At 58.3% G+C, this 18,747-nt stretch carries 18 protein-coding genes; 7 read left to right on the top strand and 11 right to left on the bottom strand.

Translation table 11 applies throughout. From position 1 onward, the window contains the following. Nucleotides 1-9 precede the first annotated feature (9 nt). Both GR183_RS03800 and GR183_RS03795 read left to right on the top strand, forming a co-directional pair. The gene (locus GR183_RS03800; RefSeq protein ID WP_160774286.1) at nucleotides 10-681 is read left to right on the top strand and encodes a 4-carboxy-4-hydroxy-2-oxoadipate aldolase/oxaloacetate decarboxylase; all 672 of its coding nucleotides are present in this window, start codon (nucleotides 10-12) and stop codon (nucleotides 679-681) included. Further along, nucleotides 674-1,792 (top strand): 4-oxalomesaconate tautomerase, encoded by a 1,119-nt coding sequence (locus GR183_RS03795; RefSeq protein ID WP_160774285.1) that lies wholly within the window; start codon nucleotides 674-676, stop codon nucleotides 1,790-1,792. Before GR183_RS03800 ends, GR183_RS03795 begins: the two co-directional genes overlap by 8 nt. Here GR183_RS03795 and GR183_RS03790 read toward each other — a convergent pair. From GR183_RS03790 to GR183_RS03740, 11 genes are all read right to left on the bottom strand, one after another. Next, nucleotides 1,752-3,596 (bottom strand): V-type ATP synthase subunit A, encoded by a 1,845-nt coding sequence (locus tag GR183_RS03790; protein ID WP_160774284.1) that lies wholly within the window; start codon nucleotides 3,594-3,596, stop codon nucleotides 1,752-1,754. The two genes, GR183_RS03795 and GR183_RS03790, sit on opposite strands and share 41 nt — an antisense overlap. Before the next feature lie 14 nt (nucleotides 3,597-3,610). Then, nucleotides 3,611-4,324, bottom strand: a complete 714-nt coding sequence (locus tag GR183_RS03785) for a hypothetical protein (protein WP_160774283.1) — start codon at nucleotides 4,322-4,324, stop codon at nucleotides 3,611-3,613. 3 nt (nucleotides 4,325-4,327) lie between these two features. After that, on the bottom strand, nucleotides 4,328-5,023 hold the full coding sequence (locus GR183_RS03780; RefSeq protein WP_160774282.1) for a hypothetical protein: 696 nt from the start codon (nucleotides 5,021-5,023) through the stop codon (nucleotides 4,328-4,330). Between the two features lie 17 nt (nucleotides 5,024-5,040). Then, nucleotides 5,041-5,490: an ATP synthase subunit C gene (locus GR183_RS03775; RefSeq protein WP_160774281.1), complete on the bottom strand. Its 450-nt coding sequence runs from the start codon at nucleotides 5,488-5,490 to the stop codon at nucleotides 5,041-5,043. Next, nucleotides 5,487-7,283 carry a V-type ATP synthase subunit I gene (locus tag GR183_RS03770; protein ID WP_160774280.1) on the bottom strand — a complete coding sequence of 599 codons (1,797 nt, stop codon included), beginning with the start codon at nucleotides 7,281-7,283 and terminating at the stop codon, nucleotides 5,487-5,489. Before GR183_RS03770 ends, GR183_RS03775 begins: the two co-directional genes overlap by 4 nt. Next, nucleotides 7,280-7,903, bottom strand: coding sequence for a V-type ATP synthase subunit D (locus tag GR183_RS03765; protein ID WP_160774279.1), 624 nt, complete (start codon nucleotides 7,901-7,903; stop codon nucleotides 7,280-7,282). The genes GR183_RS03770 and GR183_RS03765 overlap by 4 nt, the downstream gene beginning before the upstream one ends. Beyond that, a complete protein-coding gene (locus GR183_RS03760) occupies nucleotides 7,903-9,264 on the bottom strand; it encodes a V-type ATP synthase subunit B (RefSeq protein ID WP_160774278.1) in 1,362 nt (453 codons plus the stop codon). Before GR183_RS03760 ends, GR183_RS03765 begins: the two co-directional genes overlap by 1 nt. Nucleotides 9,265-9,344: 80 nt before the next feature. Next, nucleotides 9,345-11,546, bottom strand: a complete 2,202-nt coding sequence (locus GR183_RS03755; protein WP_260513469.1) for a DUF3141 domain-containing protein — start codon at nucleotides 11,544-11,546, stop codon at nucleotides 9,345-9,347. A 301-nt stretch (nucleotides 11,547-11,847) separates the two neighbouring features. Continuing rightward, the gene (locus tag GR183_RS03750) at nucleotides 11,848-12,666 is read right to left on the bottom strand and encodes an ABC transporter permease (protein ID WP_160774276.1); all 819 of its coding nucleotides are present in this window, start codon (nucleotides 12,664-12,666) and stop codon (nucleotides 11,848-11,850) included. Continuing rightward, nucleotides 12,659-13,426, bottom strand: coding sequence for an ABC transporter ATP-binding protein (locus GR183_RS03745; protein ID WP_160774275.1), 768 nt, complete (start codon nucleotides 13,424-13,426; stop codon nucleotides 12,659-12,661). The genes GR183_RS03750 and GR183_RS03745 overlap by 8 nt, the downstream gene beginning before the upstream one ends. Before the next feature lie 173 nt (nucleotides 13,427-13,599). Continuing rightward, a complete protein-coding gene (locus GR183_RS03740) occupies nucleotides 13,600-14,286 on the bottom strand; it encodes a fumarylacetoacetate hydrolase family protein (protein WP_160774274.1) in 687 nt (228 codons plus the stop codon). Nucleotides 14,287-14,454: 168 nt separating this feature from the next. Here GR183_RS03740 and GR183_RS03735 point away from each other — a divergent pair, with 168 nt between their 5' ends. The 5 genes from GR183_RS03735 to GR183_RS03715 all read left to right on the top strand — a co-directional run bounded on the left by GR183_RS03735 (nucleotide 14,455) and on the right by GR183_RS03715 (nucleotide 18,581). Next, nucleotides 14,455-15,144 carry a FadR/GntR family transcriptional regulator gene (locus GR183_RS03735; RefSeq protein WP_160774273.1) on the top strand — a complete coding sequence of 230 codons (690 nt, stop codon included), beginning with the start codon at nucleotides 14,455-14,457 and terminating at the stop codon, nucleotides 15,142-15,144. Between the two features lie 82 nt (nucleotides 15,145-15,226). Beyond that, on the top strand, nucleotides 15,227-16,201 hold the full coding sequence (locus GR183_RS03730; RefSeq protein WP_160774272.1) for an ABC transporter substrate-binding protein: 975 nt from the start codon (nucleotides 15,227-15,229) through the stop codon (nucleotides 16,199-16,201). Between the two features lie 70 nt (nucleotides 16,202-16,271). Continuing rightward, entirely contained in the window at nucleotides 16,272-17,033 is a 762-nt protein-coding gene (locus GR183_RS03725) for an ABC transporter permease (RefSeq protein ID WP_160774271.1), read from the top strand. Then, a complete protein-coding gene (locus tag GR183_RS03720; RefSeq protein ID WP_160774822.1) occupies nucleotides 17,020-17,820 on the top strand; it encodes an ABC transporter ATP-binding protein in 801 nt (266 codons plus the stop codon). The genes GR183_RS03725 and GR183_RS03720 overlap by 14 nt, the downstream gene beginning before the upstream one ends. 8 nt (nucleotides 17,821-17,828) lie before the next feature. Continuing rightward, nucleotides 17,829-18,581 carry an ABC transporter permease gene (locus tag GR183_RS03715; protein ID WP_160774270.1) on the top strand — a complete coding sequence of 251 codons (753 nt, stop codon included), beginning with the start codon at nucleotides 17,829-17,831 and terminating at the stop codon, nucleotides 18,579-18,581. Nucleotides 18,582-18,747: the final 166 nt, after the last annotated feature.

Below are 18,747 nucleotides of genomic sequence, written 5' to 3'. Positions count from 1 at the left end.
GTTTATGAGATGACAGTCGTCGTTCAGAATATCACCCGCGCTCTGCCGGAGGTCATCGACCGCCTCGGCGCTGCGGGTGTGGCTACCGTGCATGAAGCTCAAGGGCGCCGCGGATGTCTCGCTTCATATATGCGGCCAATCTATTCGGGCGCGCAGGTCGCAGGATCGGCGGTCACCATCTCCGCGCCTCCAGGCGACAACTGGATGGTGCATGTCGCCATAGAGCAGTTGCAGAAGGGCGATATACTCGTTCTCGCACCGACCTCGCCCTGCGATAACGGTTATTTCGGCGATCTGCTGGCGACCTCCGCCATGGCGCGCGGCGGCTGCGGCCTTGTTATCGATGCCGGCGTGCGTGACGTTCGCGATCTGACGAAGATGGGCTTTCCGGTCTGGTCGAAGGCAATTTCAGCCCAGGGCACTGTCAAGGAAACTCTCGGTTCGGTGAATATCCCGATCGTCTGTGCCGGGCAAATGATCGAGGCGGGCGATATCATCGTCGCCGATGAGGACGGCGCATGTGTGGTCAAATGCGCCGAAGCGGAAGAAGTTCTGAAGGCGGCGGAAAATCGGCTTGCCGCCGAAGAGGCCAAACGCGAAAGGCTGGCCGCCGGCGAACTGGGGCTAGACATCTACGACATGCGCAAGCGCCTTGCCGAGAAAGGGCTGAAATATGTCTGACCCCGAGGTGGACGGCCTTCCCTGCCTCTGGATGCGCGGAGGAACATCGAAGGGGGCCTATTTCCTCGCATCCGACCTCCCCGACGATGCCGATGAACGGGACAATCTGCTCTTGCGCATCATGGGTTCCCCCGACCCGCGGCAGATTGACGGGATAGGCGGTGCAGACCCGCTCACCTCGAAGGTCGCCATCCTTGCTCCCTCCTCGCGTGAGGATGCGGATGTCGACTATCTCTTCTTGCAGGTCTTCGTCGATCAGGCGCTCGTGTCGGATGCGCAAGCCTGCGGGAATATTCTTGCCGGGGTCGGGCCCGTCGCGATCGAGCGCGGGCTTATCCAGGTAACGGGCGATGAAACGCCGGTGCGCATCAATATGCTGAACACGGGTGAAATTGCGACCGCACGGATTTCCACGCCGGGCGGCAAGGTGGACTATCGTGGCGCGGCGGCGATCGACGGCGTGCCCGGCACACATGCGGCCGTTCCGCTGATGTTTGCGAATATCGCGGGCAGCATGTGCGGCGCGCTGCTACCGACCGGAAACGAAACCGATACGATCAACGGGATCGAGGCGACACTTATCGATAACGGCATGCCATGCGTGGTGATGCGCGCGGCCGACTTCGGCGTGAGAGGACAGGAAACGCGCGATACACTCGATGCCGATGTCGAACTCAAAGCCAGGATCGAGGCGATCCGCCTCAAGGCCGGGCCAATGATGTCGCTCGGTGACGTCAGCGAGAAAAGCGTGCCGAAGATGACGCTCGTCTCGCCGCCGCAAAACGGCGGAATGATTTCCACCCGCAGCTTCATTCCACACCGCTGCCACGCGACCATCGGCGTGTTCGCAGCCGTCAGCGTCGCCACCGCCTGCACCCTGCCCGGCAGCCCGGCCGCTGCCTTGGCTTCGTTTCCCAAAGACGGCCGCTGCCTGATCGAGCACCCGACAGGGGCCGCCGAAGTGGTGATCGAACGGAATGAAGCGGGCAATGTAACGAGTGCGGGAACAATGCGAACCGCACGAAAATTGATGGATGGCCTCGTCTACCCCGCCCCGCTCAGATCCAACACTATTCCGCGGCCTGCGCGTATCGATGCGGCGCCGACATGACGAGGTCCGTTACCTGCTTCTTCAGTTCCTCGCGCTGCTGCGAACCTTGGGGCGCATAGTTGAGGTTTTTGAATATTCCGGTGAGCTTTGTGAAGAAGTCGCGGGCTTGCGGCTTGTCATCGAAATCAAAATCCCGCTTGGCAACGCGAGTTACGATGTCGAAGGTTTCCCGCTGCCGGTCAAGCGGGGCGGAAACGTCGACATCGTCGAAAGCGTCCTGCTGCAGGTAGACCATATCCAGGAAAAGTGCTTTTTGCTGCGTGACGAAATCGTCGATCGAAACGCCTTCTTCACCGGTCACCTGCATCATTCTCGTTATTTCATCGCCTCTACGCAGGAGCTCAACCATCTCCTCGACACGGCCCACCCATTCCCCGTCGATGTGTTTTTTGTACCAGTCGGCAAGCTGGGTATGGTAGCGCGACCAGGAGAGCAATGGGTCTACAGCGGGATAAAAGCGCTTGTAAGCGCGGTCATAGGAAAGGCCGAGAAAAGTCTTCACAGTGGCGAGGGTCGCCTGCGTGACCGGCTCCTCGAAATTGCCCCCGGCAGGCGAAACCGTACCTATCATGGTCAGCGAGCCGAGCGACCCGTCGCCAATACGGAAAACGCCGGCACGCTCGTAAATCCCCTTGATGGAAGAATCGAGATAAGCGGGAAATGCTTCCTCGCCCGGAATTTCTTCAAGCCTTCCTGAGGTTTCACGCATTGCCTGCGCCCAGCGCGACGTGGAATCGGCAATCAGAAGCACGTCGTAGCCCATCTGCCGGTAATATTCGCCGAGCGTTATGCCTGTGTAGATAGAGGCTTCGCGGGCAGCGACCGGCATCGACGAAGTGTTGCAGATGATGACTGTGCGATCCATCAGCGTGCCGTCTCCGGAAGGGTCCGGCTGGCTGGGAAATTCCGTGATCGTTTCCACGACTTCGCCCGCACGCTCGCCGCAAGCTACGACGATCACGATATCGACGGCGGAAAAGCGGGAGATCAGGGACTGCAGCACTGTCTTGCCGGCACCGAAGGGACCGGGAATACAGCCCATGCCACCGCGTGCTATCGGAAAGAAGGTATCGATCAGTCGGATCGTCGTTATCAGGGGCTCGGTGGGGTAAAGCCGCTCAGCCTCGCCGAGTGGGGCCAAAGCCGAGGGAATAGGCTTTCTGACGGGCCAGTGCTGTATAAGGGTCAGATCTTTTTGCTGTTCCTTCTTGTTCGAAATCGTCGCAACGACATCCTCAATGGTGAACGTGCCCTCGCGAATTCGATCCACCGTCCATTCGCCCTGAAGGTTGAAGGGCGCCATGATGCGATGCTCGAAGCGACCTTCGGGAACGGTACCGAGGGTCGCTCCCGCACGCACCGTATCACCTGCCTTGAGTTTTGGCGTGAAAGCCCATTTTCGCGTTTGATCGAGCGGGTTGACCAAAACACCGCGCGGCAGGAAAAAGCCGAATTGCGAAGCGATTTCGCCAAGCGGATTCTGCAGCCCGTCGAAAACGCCGGCGAGAAGACCTGGACCGAGAGCTACCGAGAGCATTTCGCCGGTCTGGATCACCTTGTCGCCGACCCTGACACCGCCCGTGCTTTCGAAAACCTGAGCCTCGGCGGAATCGCCGCGCACTCGCAGCACCTCCGCCTTCAGGTACTCCCTGCGCTCTCCGCCACGTTCCGGCCCATGCGGGATGATGTAGACCACCTCGTTCTTGATGAGTGGCCGTGACCCGGTCGGGCGTATCGTCACCAAATCGTCCTGCACCGCAGCGATTTCGGCAGACGGTTCCGGCAGATTGGACGGGCTCGTCATGGATTAGCCTCCCGCTAAACGGCTATTTCTGTCTCAGGTACCGCTGAAAACGGCGACGGGGCGCTCTTCAATGCCTCAGCAAGAAGACCGCGCAGCCGCTCGCTCGCCTTTACAGTGCTGTAAATGCTCCAACGTTCGACGATAATCCAGCGAAGCACATATGCGACGACCGCCGTGAAATCGAACTCATGGCTGGCCGAATGGCGCCCGATCTGACGAAAAACCTCCGTCAGCACCAACCGCTCGAAGGAGACATGATCGCCACCCTTCATCAGACGATCGGCCTCGCTCGCCCAGGGAACGATATGCGACAGGCCGAAGGCAGGGTCGTTCCAGTTCTCCCGGATCGTCCTGCACCAGCGTCCGAAGCCCCAGGACGTGACATCTCCTGCATCGTTCGCTCCTTCGCGCCGACGGCGCAGTGCCGCGATTAGGGTGCGTGTCTCCATGCGCAAAAGCACGAGTTCCTGCAAATCAGGGTAGCAGGTCAACTCCTGGATAACGGCGCTGGCAAGACCGATAATTTCAGCGTCCGTTTCGATTTTCGAAACGGACGACCAGGCAGTGACGGAAACGATGCGTTCGAGCAATCTCGAGTGCTCCGGCTCCAGCATCTTCAAACGCTCTTCCAGCCGGTAGCGCGAAATTCCCGTCCCATGCTCAGTGAAAATCCGACCGATATGCGGAAGGCTGGTGATCAACGTTATGTATTGAAGTCGACTATTCATTGCTCAACGCACCACCCCTTCCATCAGCGCACGGAACCGGGGCTGAAGATGCTGGGTCAGGAGGGCGGCGATCGCTTCTTCGGTGAGATCGATAGAAAGATCGCGATCCACGAGCCTGATCTTGATCCCCTCAAAACCCGGCGCGGAATTAAAAGATACCCCTTTGCGCAGCACATCGGCTGCAACTGTGACGACAAAATGCGTCAACGTCCCCTCCTCCGCCGCTTCGGGCGATTTCTTAAGCTCATCGAAGGTGACGATCCTGGAGGGAAGGACGATCTCCATCGCGTCTTTCGCCGTGATGCCCGCATCCTTCTTCGCCTTGCCCGCAATGGCGAGGATCAAGTTCTTCAAAAATTCCTCATCCGTGAAGGCGTCACCCAAAAGCCGCCTCGTTTCCTCACCGATACGGTTGCCGAGTTCGTTGCGAAGTCGAAGGACCAGATCGCGCGCAGCAATCTTGAGCGCGTCGTTCGCAGCCGCTGTTTCAGCAGCGGCCTCGCTCTTGGCCTTGTCGACGATTTCCTTGGCTTTAGCCTCGGCATCCGCAACGAGCTTGTCGGCCTTGGCTCTGGCGGCGGTGAGGATACGATCTGCTTCGTCCTGGCCCGCCGCAATACCTTCGGTCTTCAGTCGCTCGATCAGGGCCTGGACACCCGCACCCGTATGCGCACCATTGATTTCTGGAGTTTTGGCCATGTCGCGCCTCCATCCGGTCAGGCGGGAATTGAACCGCTCAGCACCAGCGCAAAGACCAGCGCAAAGACGGCGAAACCTTCAAGGACTGCGGCAGGTGCCAGCGAAATGCCAAAGATTTCCGGCTTCGCCTTCGAAGCATTGATCGCCGAGGCGATCGCCTCGCCCTGTCGGATGCCGGCATAGAGCATGGCAAAGCCGGCCAAAAGGCCAATGCCGAAAATCGCACCTGCGGCCTCTGCTGTCATCGGGTCACGCTGGAGGGAGAACATGATCACGATGCCGTAGATAACCTGCGAAGAAGGCATCAAAGACACGCCGATGAAACGGCCATGGCCGCTTTCTGTATCGAGCATGGCGCCAATCGCGGCACTTCCGCCGATACCACAGCCCATGCAGCTACCGATCGCGCCCAGCGCTACGGGCGCATAGAGGCCAAGCCAGCCGAGGGCCATCACGAACTCATTCATTGGCCTATCTCCTGCTTCCTGAAGGGACGAAATGCTTTTCCCTCGTCCTTCAGACCCCAATTGAAAAACTCGATGACATTCAGCCGGAGCCCATGCACTACGCCGGCGATGAGCCCGAGCCCGATGTTGATGCCATGGCCGATGACCAGCACGGCGAAGGCTATCAACATGCCGATGCCGGGCGCAGCGTGAACCAGCTGGCCCGAAAGCGTATTGATAGTCTCCGCAAGCGATGCGGCGGCAAGGCCGAGCGCGAAAAGACGCATGTAGCTGAGCACGTCGCTGAACATGTTGGTGAGGCGGAAGGCAGCTCCCAGGCCATCGAAAATGCGAAGGAGCGCAGTCTTCGGCGACGTAACCTTCCTGTCGCTCCCGTAGATACCAACAACAAGGATGCCCGCGGCAGCCAGGATCAACCCTCCCATTTGCAAGATCTGGTATGTGCTGCCCAGAAACGCGGTCAGGCCGCCGATGGCCACAAGGCACCACCCAATCGGCTGCAATCGTCCGCTTGTCGAATTTGCGTGGCGGCTGTTCATGAGATTGGCGAGCACGATGTGAACGACGCCGATGGTCAGGGTTAGCCGCATCATCGCATCGACGTTTTTCAAATCCATGACCTTGATACGGCCGAGAAAGCTGCTTTCCGGCGGCGTAAGTCCGAAGTAACTACCTGTGAGAACCCCAAAGAAGGCAGTGGAAACCATCAGCCAATAGCCCATGACGAGCATGCGGCGGCCGTTTGCGGATCCCTCGAAGCGTTCGCGGAAGAAATAAAGGACGCCGAGCAACAAAAGACCGTAACCGGCATCCGTCATGATCATGCCGAAGAAGAGGATGAACGAGACATAGACGATGGCCGATGGATCCCATCCGCGATAAGAAGGCGTTTGATAAAACTCGACCAGCAGCTCACCGCCCGAAAGCTCGGGCCTGTTCAAAAGCAAGGTCGGCACATCGTCTTTCTCGCTCGCTCCCTCCACAATGACAGCGCCTCCGAACTCTGCTGCGAGCTTTTCAACCTCTGAAACGCGGTCCACCGCGATCCAGCCCTGCATGGCGAAGACGCGACCCTCGTCCGCGGTTTCAAGTGCTGCACGCCTTCGCGCCGAGCGGTCCTGAGCCTCAGCCAGATGACCGGCCATCAGGACCCGCCACTTGGTGAGCGCCCGCCGCTCCGCCCAGATGTCTTCGAGGAGGATCTCCACCGCTTCAAGCTGACGCTCAAGTTCCGACAAGGAATGTTCGCCGACATGAACGCGCTGCACCGGCATGGCATCTGCTGGCGGTTCTTCTGGAGAAAGCAAAACGAAATAGGCATTGCGGCGGTCGCGGTGAACGACTTCAAGGATCTTACCGGCCGGATCGACCGCGGCGAGTTTGTTGTGCGGTACAACGTAAAACCAGAAACGATAACCGCCCACCTCCTCCAGCCCGGCAAAAGAGAACTCACCCCAAGGCCTGACATCCTTGATGCGCTTCATGAGCGCCGCGCGCCGGTCTTCCGCATCAAGCAAGGCCTGCCGATTGACGGTCGCGTCGGCCGTCACCTCATCGACATCGAAGCCGTCCTTCTCCGTAACTGGACGGCGCGGCGCCGGGCAATCCATCAGCCATCGCAGTGCGTTGACCGCGTCGCGCCCTGTACCGCTCGGCACCGCTTCCAGTTCCTTTTGCGCGGGCCGAAGCGGGATCAGGTGCATGGCGCCGAAAGCCTGCACTGCCTCCAGCAGGCGTTCCTTGTCATCCAGAACACTGACAATGCTCACCTTTTTCAGCGGCACGATCGTCATATCTCGGCCACTCCACCCACGGCAGCGCGGGCAGCCGTCTTGCGTTTGGATATTTTGGCACGGATCACTGCATCGCGTTCGGCATCGGCGAGTGCCATCTTCACTCGGCGGATCGTCTCCTGTGCCTGAGGGATCAGCACTTTCTCGAAGAGGTTCACCCGGCGCGAAATCACGATTTCAGCCTCCGCCAGCCGCTTGAGACGCTCACGCATAACATCGAGCTCCAAGCTTTCCCGGATGAGATCGCGCAGCGCCTCGACCACAGGGTCGACCCAATGCGGCCGGCCGAGGAGGGAATAAGGCTCAATCTCAATCTCCACATCGCCAAGCTTGGGCAGGATGGTTCCTGAGAGATTTTGGTCGCCGACTTCCACCGCTTTCAGCTTCACGAGGCCTTCCAGCGGTACCATGTCGTTTGCAAGCATCGGTATGTGATCGGCAATCTCGTGGAAACGGCCGTGAAACTCCTTTTCCATGCGGGCAAGGTCCTGACGCGCCCTCGCCCGCTCAGCCATGATTTGCAGCCGCTTCAGTTCCAACGACGGCAGGAATCGCCGATACTCGGCAAGCTGGCGCGTTTCGCGCTGGAGGGTCGATTTGTTGAGGGCGGGCTTTGCCATCAGGCCGCCTCGCTATCAGCCGTGGCCTGGGCGTCAGCGGGATAGTATTTGTCGACCAAGACCTGCTTCATCAAAAGCTGCTCAGGGCGGAAGCATTCGCCGAGCGTTTTCCAGGCAAGGTCCAGCGCGGCCTCGAGCGGCAGCGACACTTCGATATCCATGAACCGGGCGCGGAACAGATCGCCGAATTTCAAAAGCTGGTGGTCGTAGTCTGAAAGTTCGAAGGCCATGGCCTGCTTTTGCGCGGCATCGCGGGCCCCTGAGTAAAAGCGGATCATGGTGTTCATGATCTGGCTGTGATCCTCGCGTGTCACCTTGCCGATGACATGCTGCTTCAGCCGTGAGAGCGAGCCGAAGGGGTCCAGCATCCCGCTATGAAGATAAAACTGCCCTTCTGTAATATAGCCCGTGTTGTCGGGAACCGGATGGGTCAGATCATTTCCGGGCATAGTCGTCGCGGACAAAATCGTGACCGAACCGGAGCCCTTGAAATCGCAAGCCTTTTCATAGCGCCGCGCCAGTTGGGAATATAGATCGCCGGGATAGCCGCGATTGGCCGGCACCCGCTCCATGGCGATCGACACCTCCTTCAAAGCGTCGGCGAAAGCGGTCATGTCCGTCAGCAGTACGAGGACACGCTTACCCTCCTCCACCGCGAATTTTTCTGCCACGGCAAGGGCGAGATCGGGCGTTAGCAGGCGTTCCACCACAGGGTCGGATGCCTGATTGACGAACATGACCGTGCGGGGAAAGACACCGGCATCCTCGAACCGGCGACGGAAAAAGGCATAGTCGTCAAAGATGAGACCGAGGCCGGCAAAGACGACAACATCCGCATCCGCCTGAATACCGATCCTCGCGAGGAACTGATTATATGGTTCGCCGGAGACGGAAAAGATAGGAATCTTCTGACTTTCGACGAGGCAGTTGAAAACGTCGATCATCGGCACGTCGGTACGGATCATACGCGAGGCGAGCACCCGCTTCATCGGGTTGGCAGAAGGTCCGCCGATAGGCACGGTGGGGTCATTGGCAAGGTCCGGCCCACCGTCGATCGGCTTCCCCGCTCCATCGAACACCCGGCCGAGGATATTGCCCGAATAGGTGACGCGCATCGGCTCGCCCAGAAATCGTACTCTTGCATTGTTAGGCAAGCCCTTCGTGCCGGAGTTGACCTGCAACGAAATCAAATCCCGGTCGATGTTGATGACCTGGGCAAGCGAATGGAAGCCTTCATCGCTATCGACCATTGCAAGGTCGCCCAGACAGGGCCGGCTGTCATCACCCTTGCTTCTCGCCGATACCTTGATGCGGATAATGTCACCGACAATATCAAGAATGCGGGTATGCGAAACGAGCATCACTCACTCCCGAGATATGCCGGCTTTTGCAAATTGAGAAAGGCGGGTCAAAGCGACCCGCCTTGGCGGATTGCCTTCTACTAATGCCTGCTACGCAATGTCGGCTTGCGGGTGGCAACCGAACCGGACTTCGGCGCACGCGGGACCGCCGCAACGGGCTTGGCGCTGCGCGGTACGATCCGCCCATGTCCGTTCGCTTCGGATGTGCCGAGGATATTCTCGACACGGACCATCAGATCCTTCACTTCAGGTGCCACATCGGGCCGCCATTCGGCAATCCGGCGCAACAGGGCTACAGCTTCTTCCCGCTCCTGACGGCTCGTGAGAAGCATCGGAAGGCTATCCAGCGCCTTGTCGATGTCGTAGGAGACCATAAGAGCTGCCTCCTTCGCCTCCGCCTTCAATTCCGCTCTCGATATTTCCGAAAAGCGCGGATGGCTCTTCCAGATTTCCTGGGCGGCGGCAAAGCCGCGCGCGTCCACCTTGCCTGTCTCCCGGATCGCGGCGTAAATCACGCGCATTATCGCCTGGCGGAAGGACCCCTGCTCGCAACGTTTCGCGATGGCGGCAAGTTTCAGGTCCCGCAGTTCCTCGATCTCTTTGCGCCGCGACGCGTGAGGCTTGCGGCTGTCGGCGAAGCTTGCCGCTTCTCCTGCGAAGGCGGAAAGCAAGGGGTTGGTCCACACACCCTTGAAAAACTGCTCCAGCATGAGGTCGCGCTGGGTCGTCAACCTTTCGAGGAATGTTTCCGCAGAGCGCACCATGACGTTCTCCGTCCTGCGATAGATATTCTCCGCACCCGCTTCTTCCCGCTTCTCGCGGATGGCGGTTGCCGCAACCTCGATGCCGGCCATAAAGGGGTTGATATCGGACCACCAGAAATATCTCTGTCGCTGAGGATGCAAGAAACGCTGGAATTCGGCCAATCCTTCGTTGAAAAACGGGCGTAGCCAGGGACTGACGAAGGTTTCGTAAAGGCCCTCGTTTACTTCCGACATATGAGCCACAACCTCGAATGGCTTCTCATCGTCGCGCCCATCATCGTAGGCACGGATGTCGTCGAGCGTCCTGGCCTCGAAACGAGCGACATAGGAAGGTGCGCCGGGCATGACGCCGCCCTCCGGCTCCACCTCTTCAATGATCATCTCGAAAAGGCCGGCGGGCAGGGTTTCGACCAACTCGATGGAGCTTACGAATTCGGCGTGTTCCTTCACCGCAACCCTGCCGGAGACGAAAATACCGAGATGGCCAACCGACCGATTGACCGTATAGATGATCGTCTGCTCGTTGGCGCGGATCTCATCGACATCGTCATAGAGATCGAGGATCCAGTTCAGCGCCTGCGGCGGCGGTGTGATGTTGTCGCCTTCGCTCGCGATCACGACGATCGGCGCACGGATCTCGCGCAGGTCGACCGGCGTGCCATCGCGGCTCACAATATGTCCCCGTGTCAGCTTGTTGCCGATGAACAGTTCGGACGTAAGTTCCACAATCTCATCGCGCGTCAGCAGGAAATGCCCGCTCCACCAACGTTCGAAATCGAGATAGCGCTCGGCTTCCGTATCCACCTTGGAATAAAGGTTATAGGGTTTGCCGATTATTGCATTTGCGGGGTTCAGGAACTCGAAGTTGGAGACGAGATTGGCGCCATCGAAAATACCACCGCCCAAATCGGAGGAGAATGCGGCTAGCCAGTTGCCGCCCATCAGCCCGCCGAAATAGCGCATTGGGTCCTTGCCCTCCTTGCCCGCCCAATAGGAAAGCGGCGAACCGGCAATGCTGATGACCGAAGCCTGCTCCGGCGCAAGAGCGGAAAGGATCATGATCGCCCAACCCGCCTGACAATTGCCGACAATGGCGGGCTTCGCCTCCGCATCGGGGTGGAGCTCGATCACCTTGTCGAGGAAGATCTTTTCAGCCAATGCGATGTCGCGCAGAGTTTGACCCGGTACGGGCTTGGGGCGAAAAGCGACGAAATAAACCGGGTGGCCTGCCTTCAGCGCCACGCCAACCTGGCTCTTTTCCTTTGATCCGCCAATGCCTGGTCCGTGACCGGCGCGCGGGTCGAAGACGACATAAGGACGCTTGGTGGGATCGGTCTTTTCACCCGGCTCCGGCTTGATGCGCAGCAGCATATAATTGCAGGGTCTTTCAAGCGATGCCCCGTCGATCACAAGCTCATACTCGAAGACAAGGACCGGCGGTTTGCCCGCCCGGTAGTGATCAATGAACTGGTTCCCGCGACGGCGTAAAACATCCATAAAAAGGACGGATCGCTGCATTGAATCAAATACATATGACTGGAGTTCCGTAGCTGCAGGATACATTTAGGACTCCCTTTCGCAGCATTTCCCCCAACGACCAAGAATAGATAAGCAGACCATTTATTCTTTGGCAAATATCAATGCTGCATCGCAGCGTTTTTTTGTTCCAGTCCGATTTATGTATCGAATGGATGGAGTCCTCTCATTTCGAGCAGGTCAGCCGGAGCTTTTCGAAATGCGCACTTCGCCCACCGGCGAGACGGCGGAGGTGCTTATCACTCGACAGGCCGGGAAGCACTCGGGCGATATTTGGTCGCTTCTACGTTCGCCAAGCGAGCAGCCTGCGCTCCACGACACCGATCGCGGCACTGACAAGCACGCCTAGCAGAGACAGGATGACCACACCGGCAAACAGGCGCTCAAGATCATAGAGAGAGCCCGCCTCGAGTATGTAGGCGCCGATGCCGTATTCGGCGCCGAGCATCTCCGCTGCGACCAGCAGGATAATAGCGATCGCCAAGCTGATCCGCATACCGGAGAGAATTCCCGGCATTGCACCCGGAAGCACGATCTTGCGCACGATCGAAATCCAGGAGAGGCCGAAACTTTGGCCCATGCGGATCAGCGTCCGGTCGACGTTGTCTACGGCTCCATAGGTGGCAACCACCGTCGGCGTGAAGGTTCCGAAGGCGATCAAGGCGTATTTCGACCCCTCTCCAATCCCGAACCAGATCACGAAAAGCGGCAGCAGCGCGATTTTTGGAATTGGGAAGAGCGCAGCAACCACCGGAACAAGACCTGAACGCACATGGCTGAAGAGCCCGATGAGGATACCGGTCCCGATCCCGGCCGCGACACCGATCGCGGAGCCGACCGCCAGCCGCGCCAGAGACGGCCCCATGTGATCGAACAGAAGGCCCGTGCTGATGAGATCACGGAACGTCGCCAGAACGTCGGACGGCCTTGGCAACGTGAGCGGTGAGATCCAGCCCACTCTTGTGCCCCATTCGGCGAGCGCAATAAGCGCTGCGAAAACCACGAACGCTACCCAGCGCTGCGGCCTGGGGGCGAAACCACCACCACGGAAGGCGACCGGACGGCCGCGGGCAGCGTCACTGTTCATCGTTGCATTAGACATTGACAAGCTCCGCATCGGCGGCCCGCGCTTCGGCGCGCATAAGATCCCAAAGATATTTCTGCCGGGCCTCTAATTCCGGGTCGCCTAGGGCGCGCTCCTGAAGTGGGCGGTCGAGGTGAACCACCTCCCGAATCTGGCCGGGCCTGCGCGACAGGACAACGATGGAATGGCCGAGTCGAACCGCCTCGTTCAGATTGTGGGTGACATAGATGGCGGTAAATGGCTGGCGAGCATAGAGACTGACAAGATCGTCCATCAGCAGCTCACGCGTCTGGCTGTCGAGTGCCGAAAGCGGCTCGTCCATCAGCAATACCGCCGGCTTTACGGCGAGCGCTCGAGCGATGGCCACGCGCTGCTTCATACCGCCGGAAAGCTGCCTGGGCAGTGCCTTTGCGAAATCGCTCAGCTTGGTACGGGCAAGCACGTCCGCGATGATCTCATCAGCCTCCGCATCCGGGATGCCGTGGTCTTCAAGCACGAGCGAGACATTGCCATGCACACTCCGCCATGGCAGCAACGCGAAATCCTGGAATACGTAGGTAAGCGGATTGAGGCAGCCCTCAGGTGGTACGCCGATCTGCAGGACGCGCCCCTGCGTCGGTCTCTCTAGCCCGCCGATAATGCGCAACAACGTTGATTTTCCGCACCCGGAAGGCCCGACGATACAAACGATGCGTCCGGCGGGAATCTCAAGAGAGATTTCGCGCATTACCTCAACGTTATCGTAGGAATGGCCGATGCCCTCAAGCCGGATATCCATACTGGCCCCTTGTTCGCCGATTAAGCCGTCGATCTTGTCGACATATGACCGGTCGATCAGCAAAGGGCAATTCAGCGTTTACCGATGGCATCGGCGATAATGGGAGCAATCCCCAACGCAATCTACGTCGCGCCCGGCATCGTTCGATAAGGGAATGGCAGAACAACCAAAGTTCAAACGACCTTGACTGTCATGGCACCTAGACCCTCGATCGCAACCTCCATGACATCCCCCTTCGTAACCGGCCCCACACCTGAAGGCGTGCCCGAGAGGATAATGTCGCCCGGTGCCAGCTCGAAATATTCCGACAGAAACGAGATCATCTCCGGGACCTTCCAGATCATCTGATTGAGGTCGCCTTCCTGTCGCACTTGCCCATTGATCTTGAGTTCCACGCGACCGCTGTCCAGATGGCCGACTTCGGAAACCGGATGAAGGGGGCCGACTGGCGCCGATTTCTCGAAAGCTTTGCCTATTTCCCATGGGCGGCCGAGTTTCTTGGCTTCGCCTTGCAGGTCGCGCCGGGTCATGTCGAGCGCAAGGCCGTAGCCGAAGACATGATTCAACGCATCGTCCAGGGGAATATTCCGCCCTCCGCTTTTCAGCGCGACGGCCATCTCCACCTCATGATGGACGTCGGAGGTCTTTGCCGGATATGGAAACACGCCTGATGGATTGAGATTGTCCGGGTTCTTCTGAAAGAAAAAGGGCGGTTCACGGTCGGGATCGTGACCCATTTCGATAGCGTGCGCGGCGTAATTTCGTCCGATGCAATAAACCCGGCGCACAGGAAAAAGCGCTTCGCTTCCAGCCACCGGAATCGCGACAACAGACGGTTTTTCGATGACAAATTGCGACATGAAATCCTCCGACAGGTCTTTGCACCGACTTTATTTCACACATGAGCCGCGCCCAGACCAATCGCAACCAATTTATCTAATTCGCGAATTTAGGTTGCCGCAGCGGCATATTCGGCGTTACGCTAGACCAATCCTGCTTGATTGATCAACCAATTTCGAGCCTCGAATGTGCTGACGAGAACCGACACATCGGATTACGGAGATGCGATATCCGTGCTTCGGGCCTTCATCAAGGCCGGAAACTACAAGCCCGGAGACCGCCTTCCACCGGAACGAGAACTGATCGGCAGCCTCGGCATGAGCCGAACAACCCTCCGTAAAGCCCTGGAAACGCTGGAGCGGGAGGGTGCGATCTGGCGCCACGTCGGCAAAGGTACCTTCATCGCGGCACATGGGAACGACGCAAGGTCGGGATGCCTGGCTGCATTGAGCCAGCAGGTATCCCCTGTGCACATGATGCGCGCCCGGCTATCGCTCGAGCCTGCTATCGCCCGCGAAGCCGCCATCAATGCGTCGGACGAAGCAGTAATACGCATCAAGGTGGCACGCGACAAAGCCTTGGAAGCTTCGAGCTGGGAAGAATACGAAGCGCATGACGACGTATTCCATCGCTCGATCGCCGAGGCGACCGGCAATGTTCTGCTGCTGGCCTTGTTCGATCAGCTCAACCAGGTAAGGCGGGCGGTGGCATGGAATGCGGTTGTGCGCCATTCGACCCGTCCGCCGAGCGATCACTCCAGTTTCGACGAACATGAAAGGATCGCAGACGCCATCGAAGCACGCGACCCGGCAACCGCCCATGCCGCAATGCGCGAGCATCTGGGATCGGTTTCCGCTCGGCTTTTCGGAGAAGTTTAAGCCCTGCAAAGAGAGCCGGCATCGCTTGACGCCAAGGCTCCGGAAAAAGGGAAAGGGAAGAAACGCCACAAGGGAGGAGACAATGAAACGGTTTCTCAAAAAACTGGCCGTCACCGCGGCATTACTGCCGCTGGTGGTCGGGCTGACAATGTCGGTCGCCAGCGCGGATAAGATCCGTATCGCGCTTGCCGAAACGCCCTCGGATGAATTGGCAGCGTTTTTCGTCGCTCTAGACCGCGCCAAGGCTAATGGACTCGACTATGAATGGACCGCATTTTCGGATGAGGAACTGGCGATACAGGCAGTCCTAAGCGGACAAATGGACATTGGCTTCGGCACGCCCTACGCCGCCATGCAGCGCTCCAAGGCTCCGGTCAGGATCATATTCCAGCTTTCCAAGCTGAAATTCTTTCCGGTGACCACCAAGAAATACGAGAAGCTCGAAGACCTTAACGGCGAGCCAATACTGCTGCACTCGCGCGGAGGCGGGACCGATTCCATCGCGAATGTGATCGAGGACAAAGTTGGCATCAAGTTCGGGGAACGCTCTTACGTTCCAGGTTCCGCCAACCGGGTGGTGGCACTGATCGCAGGTCAGGCGGATGCGACAATCATCGATCTGTCGAACAAGAACAAGATCATGCGCCAGCACGGCGACAAGTTCAACGTGCTGCCGATGTTCGAAGTCGACGCTTCCGACGAAGCGCTCTTCGCCAATCTCGACTGGATCAAGGCCAACGAGGCCGATGTGCAGATCCTCGTGAATGCCCTGCTCGGCGTCTGGCGCGACATGAACGACGACCCGACGATCATCAGCAAGGAAACCGATCCGGAAGGTCCGATCGGCCAGCTTCCGAAGGAAATTCTCGACGGGCTCGACGACTTCTACAAGGAAGCGGTCGAAGGCGGGCTCTACGATCCTGACGGCGGAGGACGCAAGGCCGCTGCGGCCGACATGGAATGGTACAGCCAGGCGGGCCAGCTGGAGGGCGATGCCGCGAGCCTCAATATCGAAGATTTCTGGTATCTCGCGCCGCTAGACGCCGCAAAGAAATAATCAGAAAGGGCGCGCCTGCCGCGATGCTGCCGGCGCGCTCTGCCCTATCGCACAAACAGCGTTTTCGCACATGCCAAACCGTTCGCTCGTTTTAAAGGTACTGTCAGCCGTAATAGTTTTCAGCGCCTGGGAAATCGCCGGCCGCATTCCGGTGAGCTATGCCTTTCCTACCTTCCTGGAGTCCATGAATGCGCTGGTGCATATGACGATCGACGGGAGGCTTTTTTCCGCCTACGCCGAAACTCTGCAACCGCTCGCCGTCGGCATCGCGATTTCGGCCACTCTCGGGATCGCGCTCGGATTATGGATCGGGCTCAGTTCCTGGTTCGACTGGCTGTTTTCACCAATCTTCATTGTGATGCAGGCAGCCCCCCTCGCCGCCCTGATACCGCTTCTGGTGATGGCATACGGGATCGGCCTGACGTCGAAGGTTTTCGTGGTCTGCATCATGGCGATGCCGGTGATCGTACTGAACACCGCCGGCGCCGTACGCAACACACCGACATCGCTTACGGAAATGGGCCGCTCGTTTCTTGCTAGCGACTATGAGGTAATCCTCAAAATAATAATCCCCGCTGCCTCTCCGGTCATTTTCTCCGGCCTTCGGCTGGGCATCTCGGCGGGCTTCATCGGTGCAATCCTTTCCGAACTCAAAATCACACCTACCGGCATCGGCGATATCATCACCTACAGCCGATCCATCGCCGACTACCCGAGCATGTACGCCGCAATCTTCTCGATAATCTTCCTCGCGGTCCTGTTCCTGAACCTTCTGGAAAAGATCGAGGCAACCCTCTTTGCAGGAAACGTTCGTGGATATGTCTCCGACTAGGAAAAACGTGGTCGAAGCTTCCGGCTTCAAGGTCGAAAATGCCGTCTCGACCCGAAAAATCTCCAAGAACTACGGACCCGTCGAGGCGCTGAGAAACCTCTCGCTCGATTTTCCGAAGGGGCAGTTGACGTCGCTCCTCGGTCCTTCCGGTTGTGGCAAGACCACCTTGTTGAAGATCATCGCCGGGCTTCTGGAACCGACCTCCGGCGAAGTGGAGGTGAACGGCCGCGCGGTGACAGGCCCTGGTCCCGACCGCGCCTTCGTATTTCAGGATTTCGCGCTGCTTCCATGGGCAAGTGTCTTGAGGAACGTCGCGTTCGGGCTTGAATTGCGCGGCGTCGCAAAATCTGAGCGAGAGGCTGTCGCAGAGAAGTATATCCGTGACGTAGGCCTGGCGGGCTTTGAGAAGAACTATCCGCACGAATTGTCTGGCGGCATGCGCCAGAGGGTAGGATTAGCGCGGGCTCTCGCAGTCGACAGTGAAGTGCTTTTGATGGACGAACCTTTCTCGGCCGTCGACGAACAGACGCGGAGAAAATTTCAAGAAGATCTTCTGAACCTCGTCCAAACCGAAAACAAGACATTCATCTTCGTCACCCATTCAATCGAAGAGGCTGTCTACGTTTCCGACCAGATCGCGATTCTCCTACCGCGCCCGAGCCGTGTTTCCGAAATCATTCGCCCCGCCGGCTTCCGTTCCAAGGGGGCCGAGAACATCCGCCGCGATCTGGAATACCTCGACATCGTCGACAGGATCTGGGCCTCGCTGCGCACTTACGTGGAATAGGAGTTGAAATGCGGGTTTTCGGCATACGCCTTCCAGCCATGTCATCTCTGATACTCTGGGGCATGATCTGGGAGATCGTCGGACGATCCGGCCTGACCTTTTTCGTACCGCCCTTGTCCGAGGTGCTTGTCACTCTCTATTCGGTTCTCGGGACGCCTGCATTCCAGAAGGCTTTGATGGAAACCGCCTACGCGTTTTTCATGGGCGTATTGTTTTCCGTGGCCATCGGGATTCCGACCGGCATTTTGATGGGCAAGAACCGGCTGATTGACGAGCTACTCCTGCCTTGGGTGAACATTTTCCTGAGTGCTCCTTTAACGGCACTGGTTCCCGTTCTAATGGTGCTCTTCGGCTTCGGAATGAAGTCGATCGTCATCACGACGACGCTGTTCGCGATCTGGATCATCATTCTCAACTCGCGCGCCGGCGTCCTGCAGATCAACCGCTCGCTCGTGGAAATGGCACGATGCTTCGGCGCTTCGCCGCTCGCCGCCTTCACCAAGGTTTATTTCTGGGCCGCATTGCCCGAAATTCTGGGCGGCGTTCGGATTGGTGTGATCCGGGCCGTGAAAGGCGTAATCATCGGACAACTACTCATTTCCATCGTCGGATTTGGCGCGCTCTTCGAGCTTTACTCGAACAATTTCCTGATGGCGCATTTCTGGGCGGTTTTGATCGTTCTCTTTGGAATGGCCTTCACCATTTCTGAGTTTCTGGCCTACCTGGAACGCAGAATTTCTTATTACGCCGCCAAAAGATAGTTTTGAGCAAATCCTGCCCAATCCGGCCAGTTCTGGCGGGAATTGCCCCGGATGCAGGGCACCGCGAATCTCCGGCATTCAATGCGCCCCAGATGCAAACATGAAAGATTGCTGAATTTATCTTTTGACAATTTTTATTGATTTCGTGGCAGTAAGCCCTACTATC

This window comes from Stappia sediminis (assembly GCF_009826895.1).
Taxonomy (GTDB): Bacteria; Pseudomonadota; Alphaproteobacteria; order Rhizobiales; family Stappiaceae; genus Hongsoonwoonella; species Hongsoonwoonella sediminis.
The sequence above is the reverse complement of the archived record's forward strand: the minus strand, read 5'-3'. Positions and strand labels throughout refer to the sequence as shown.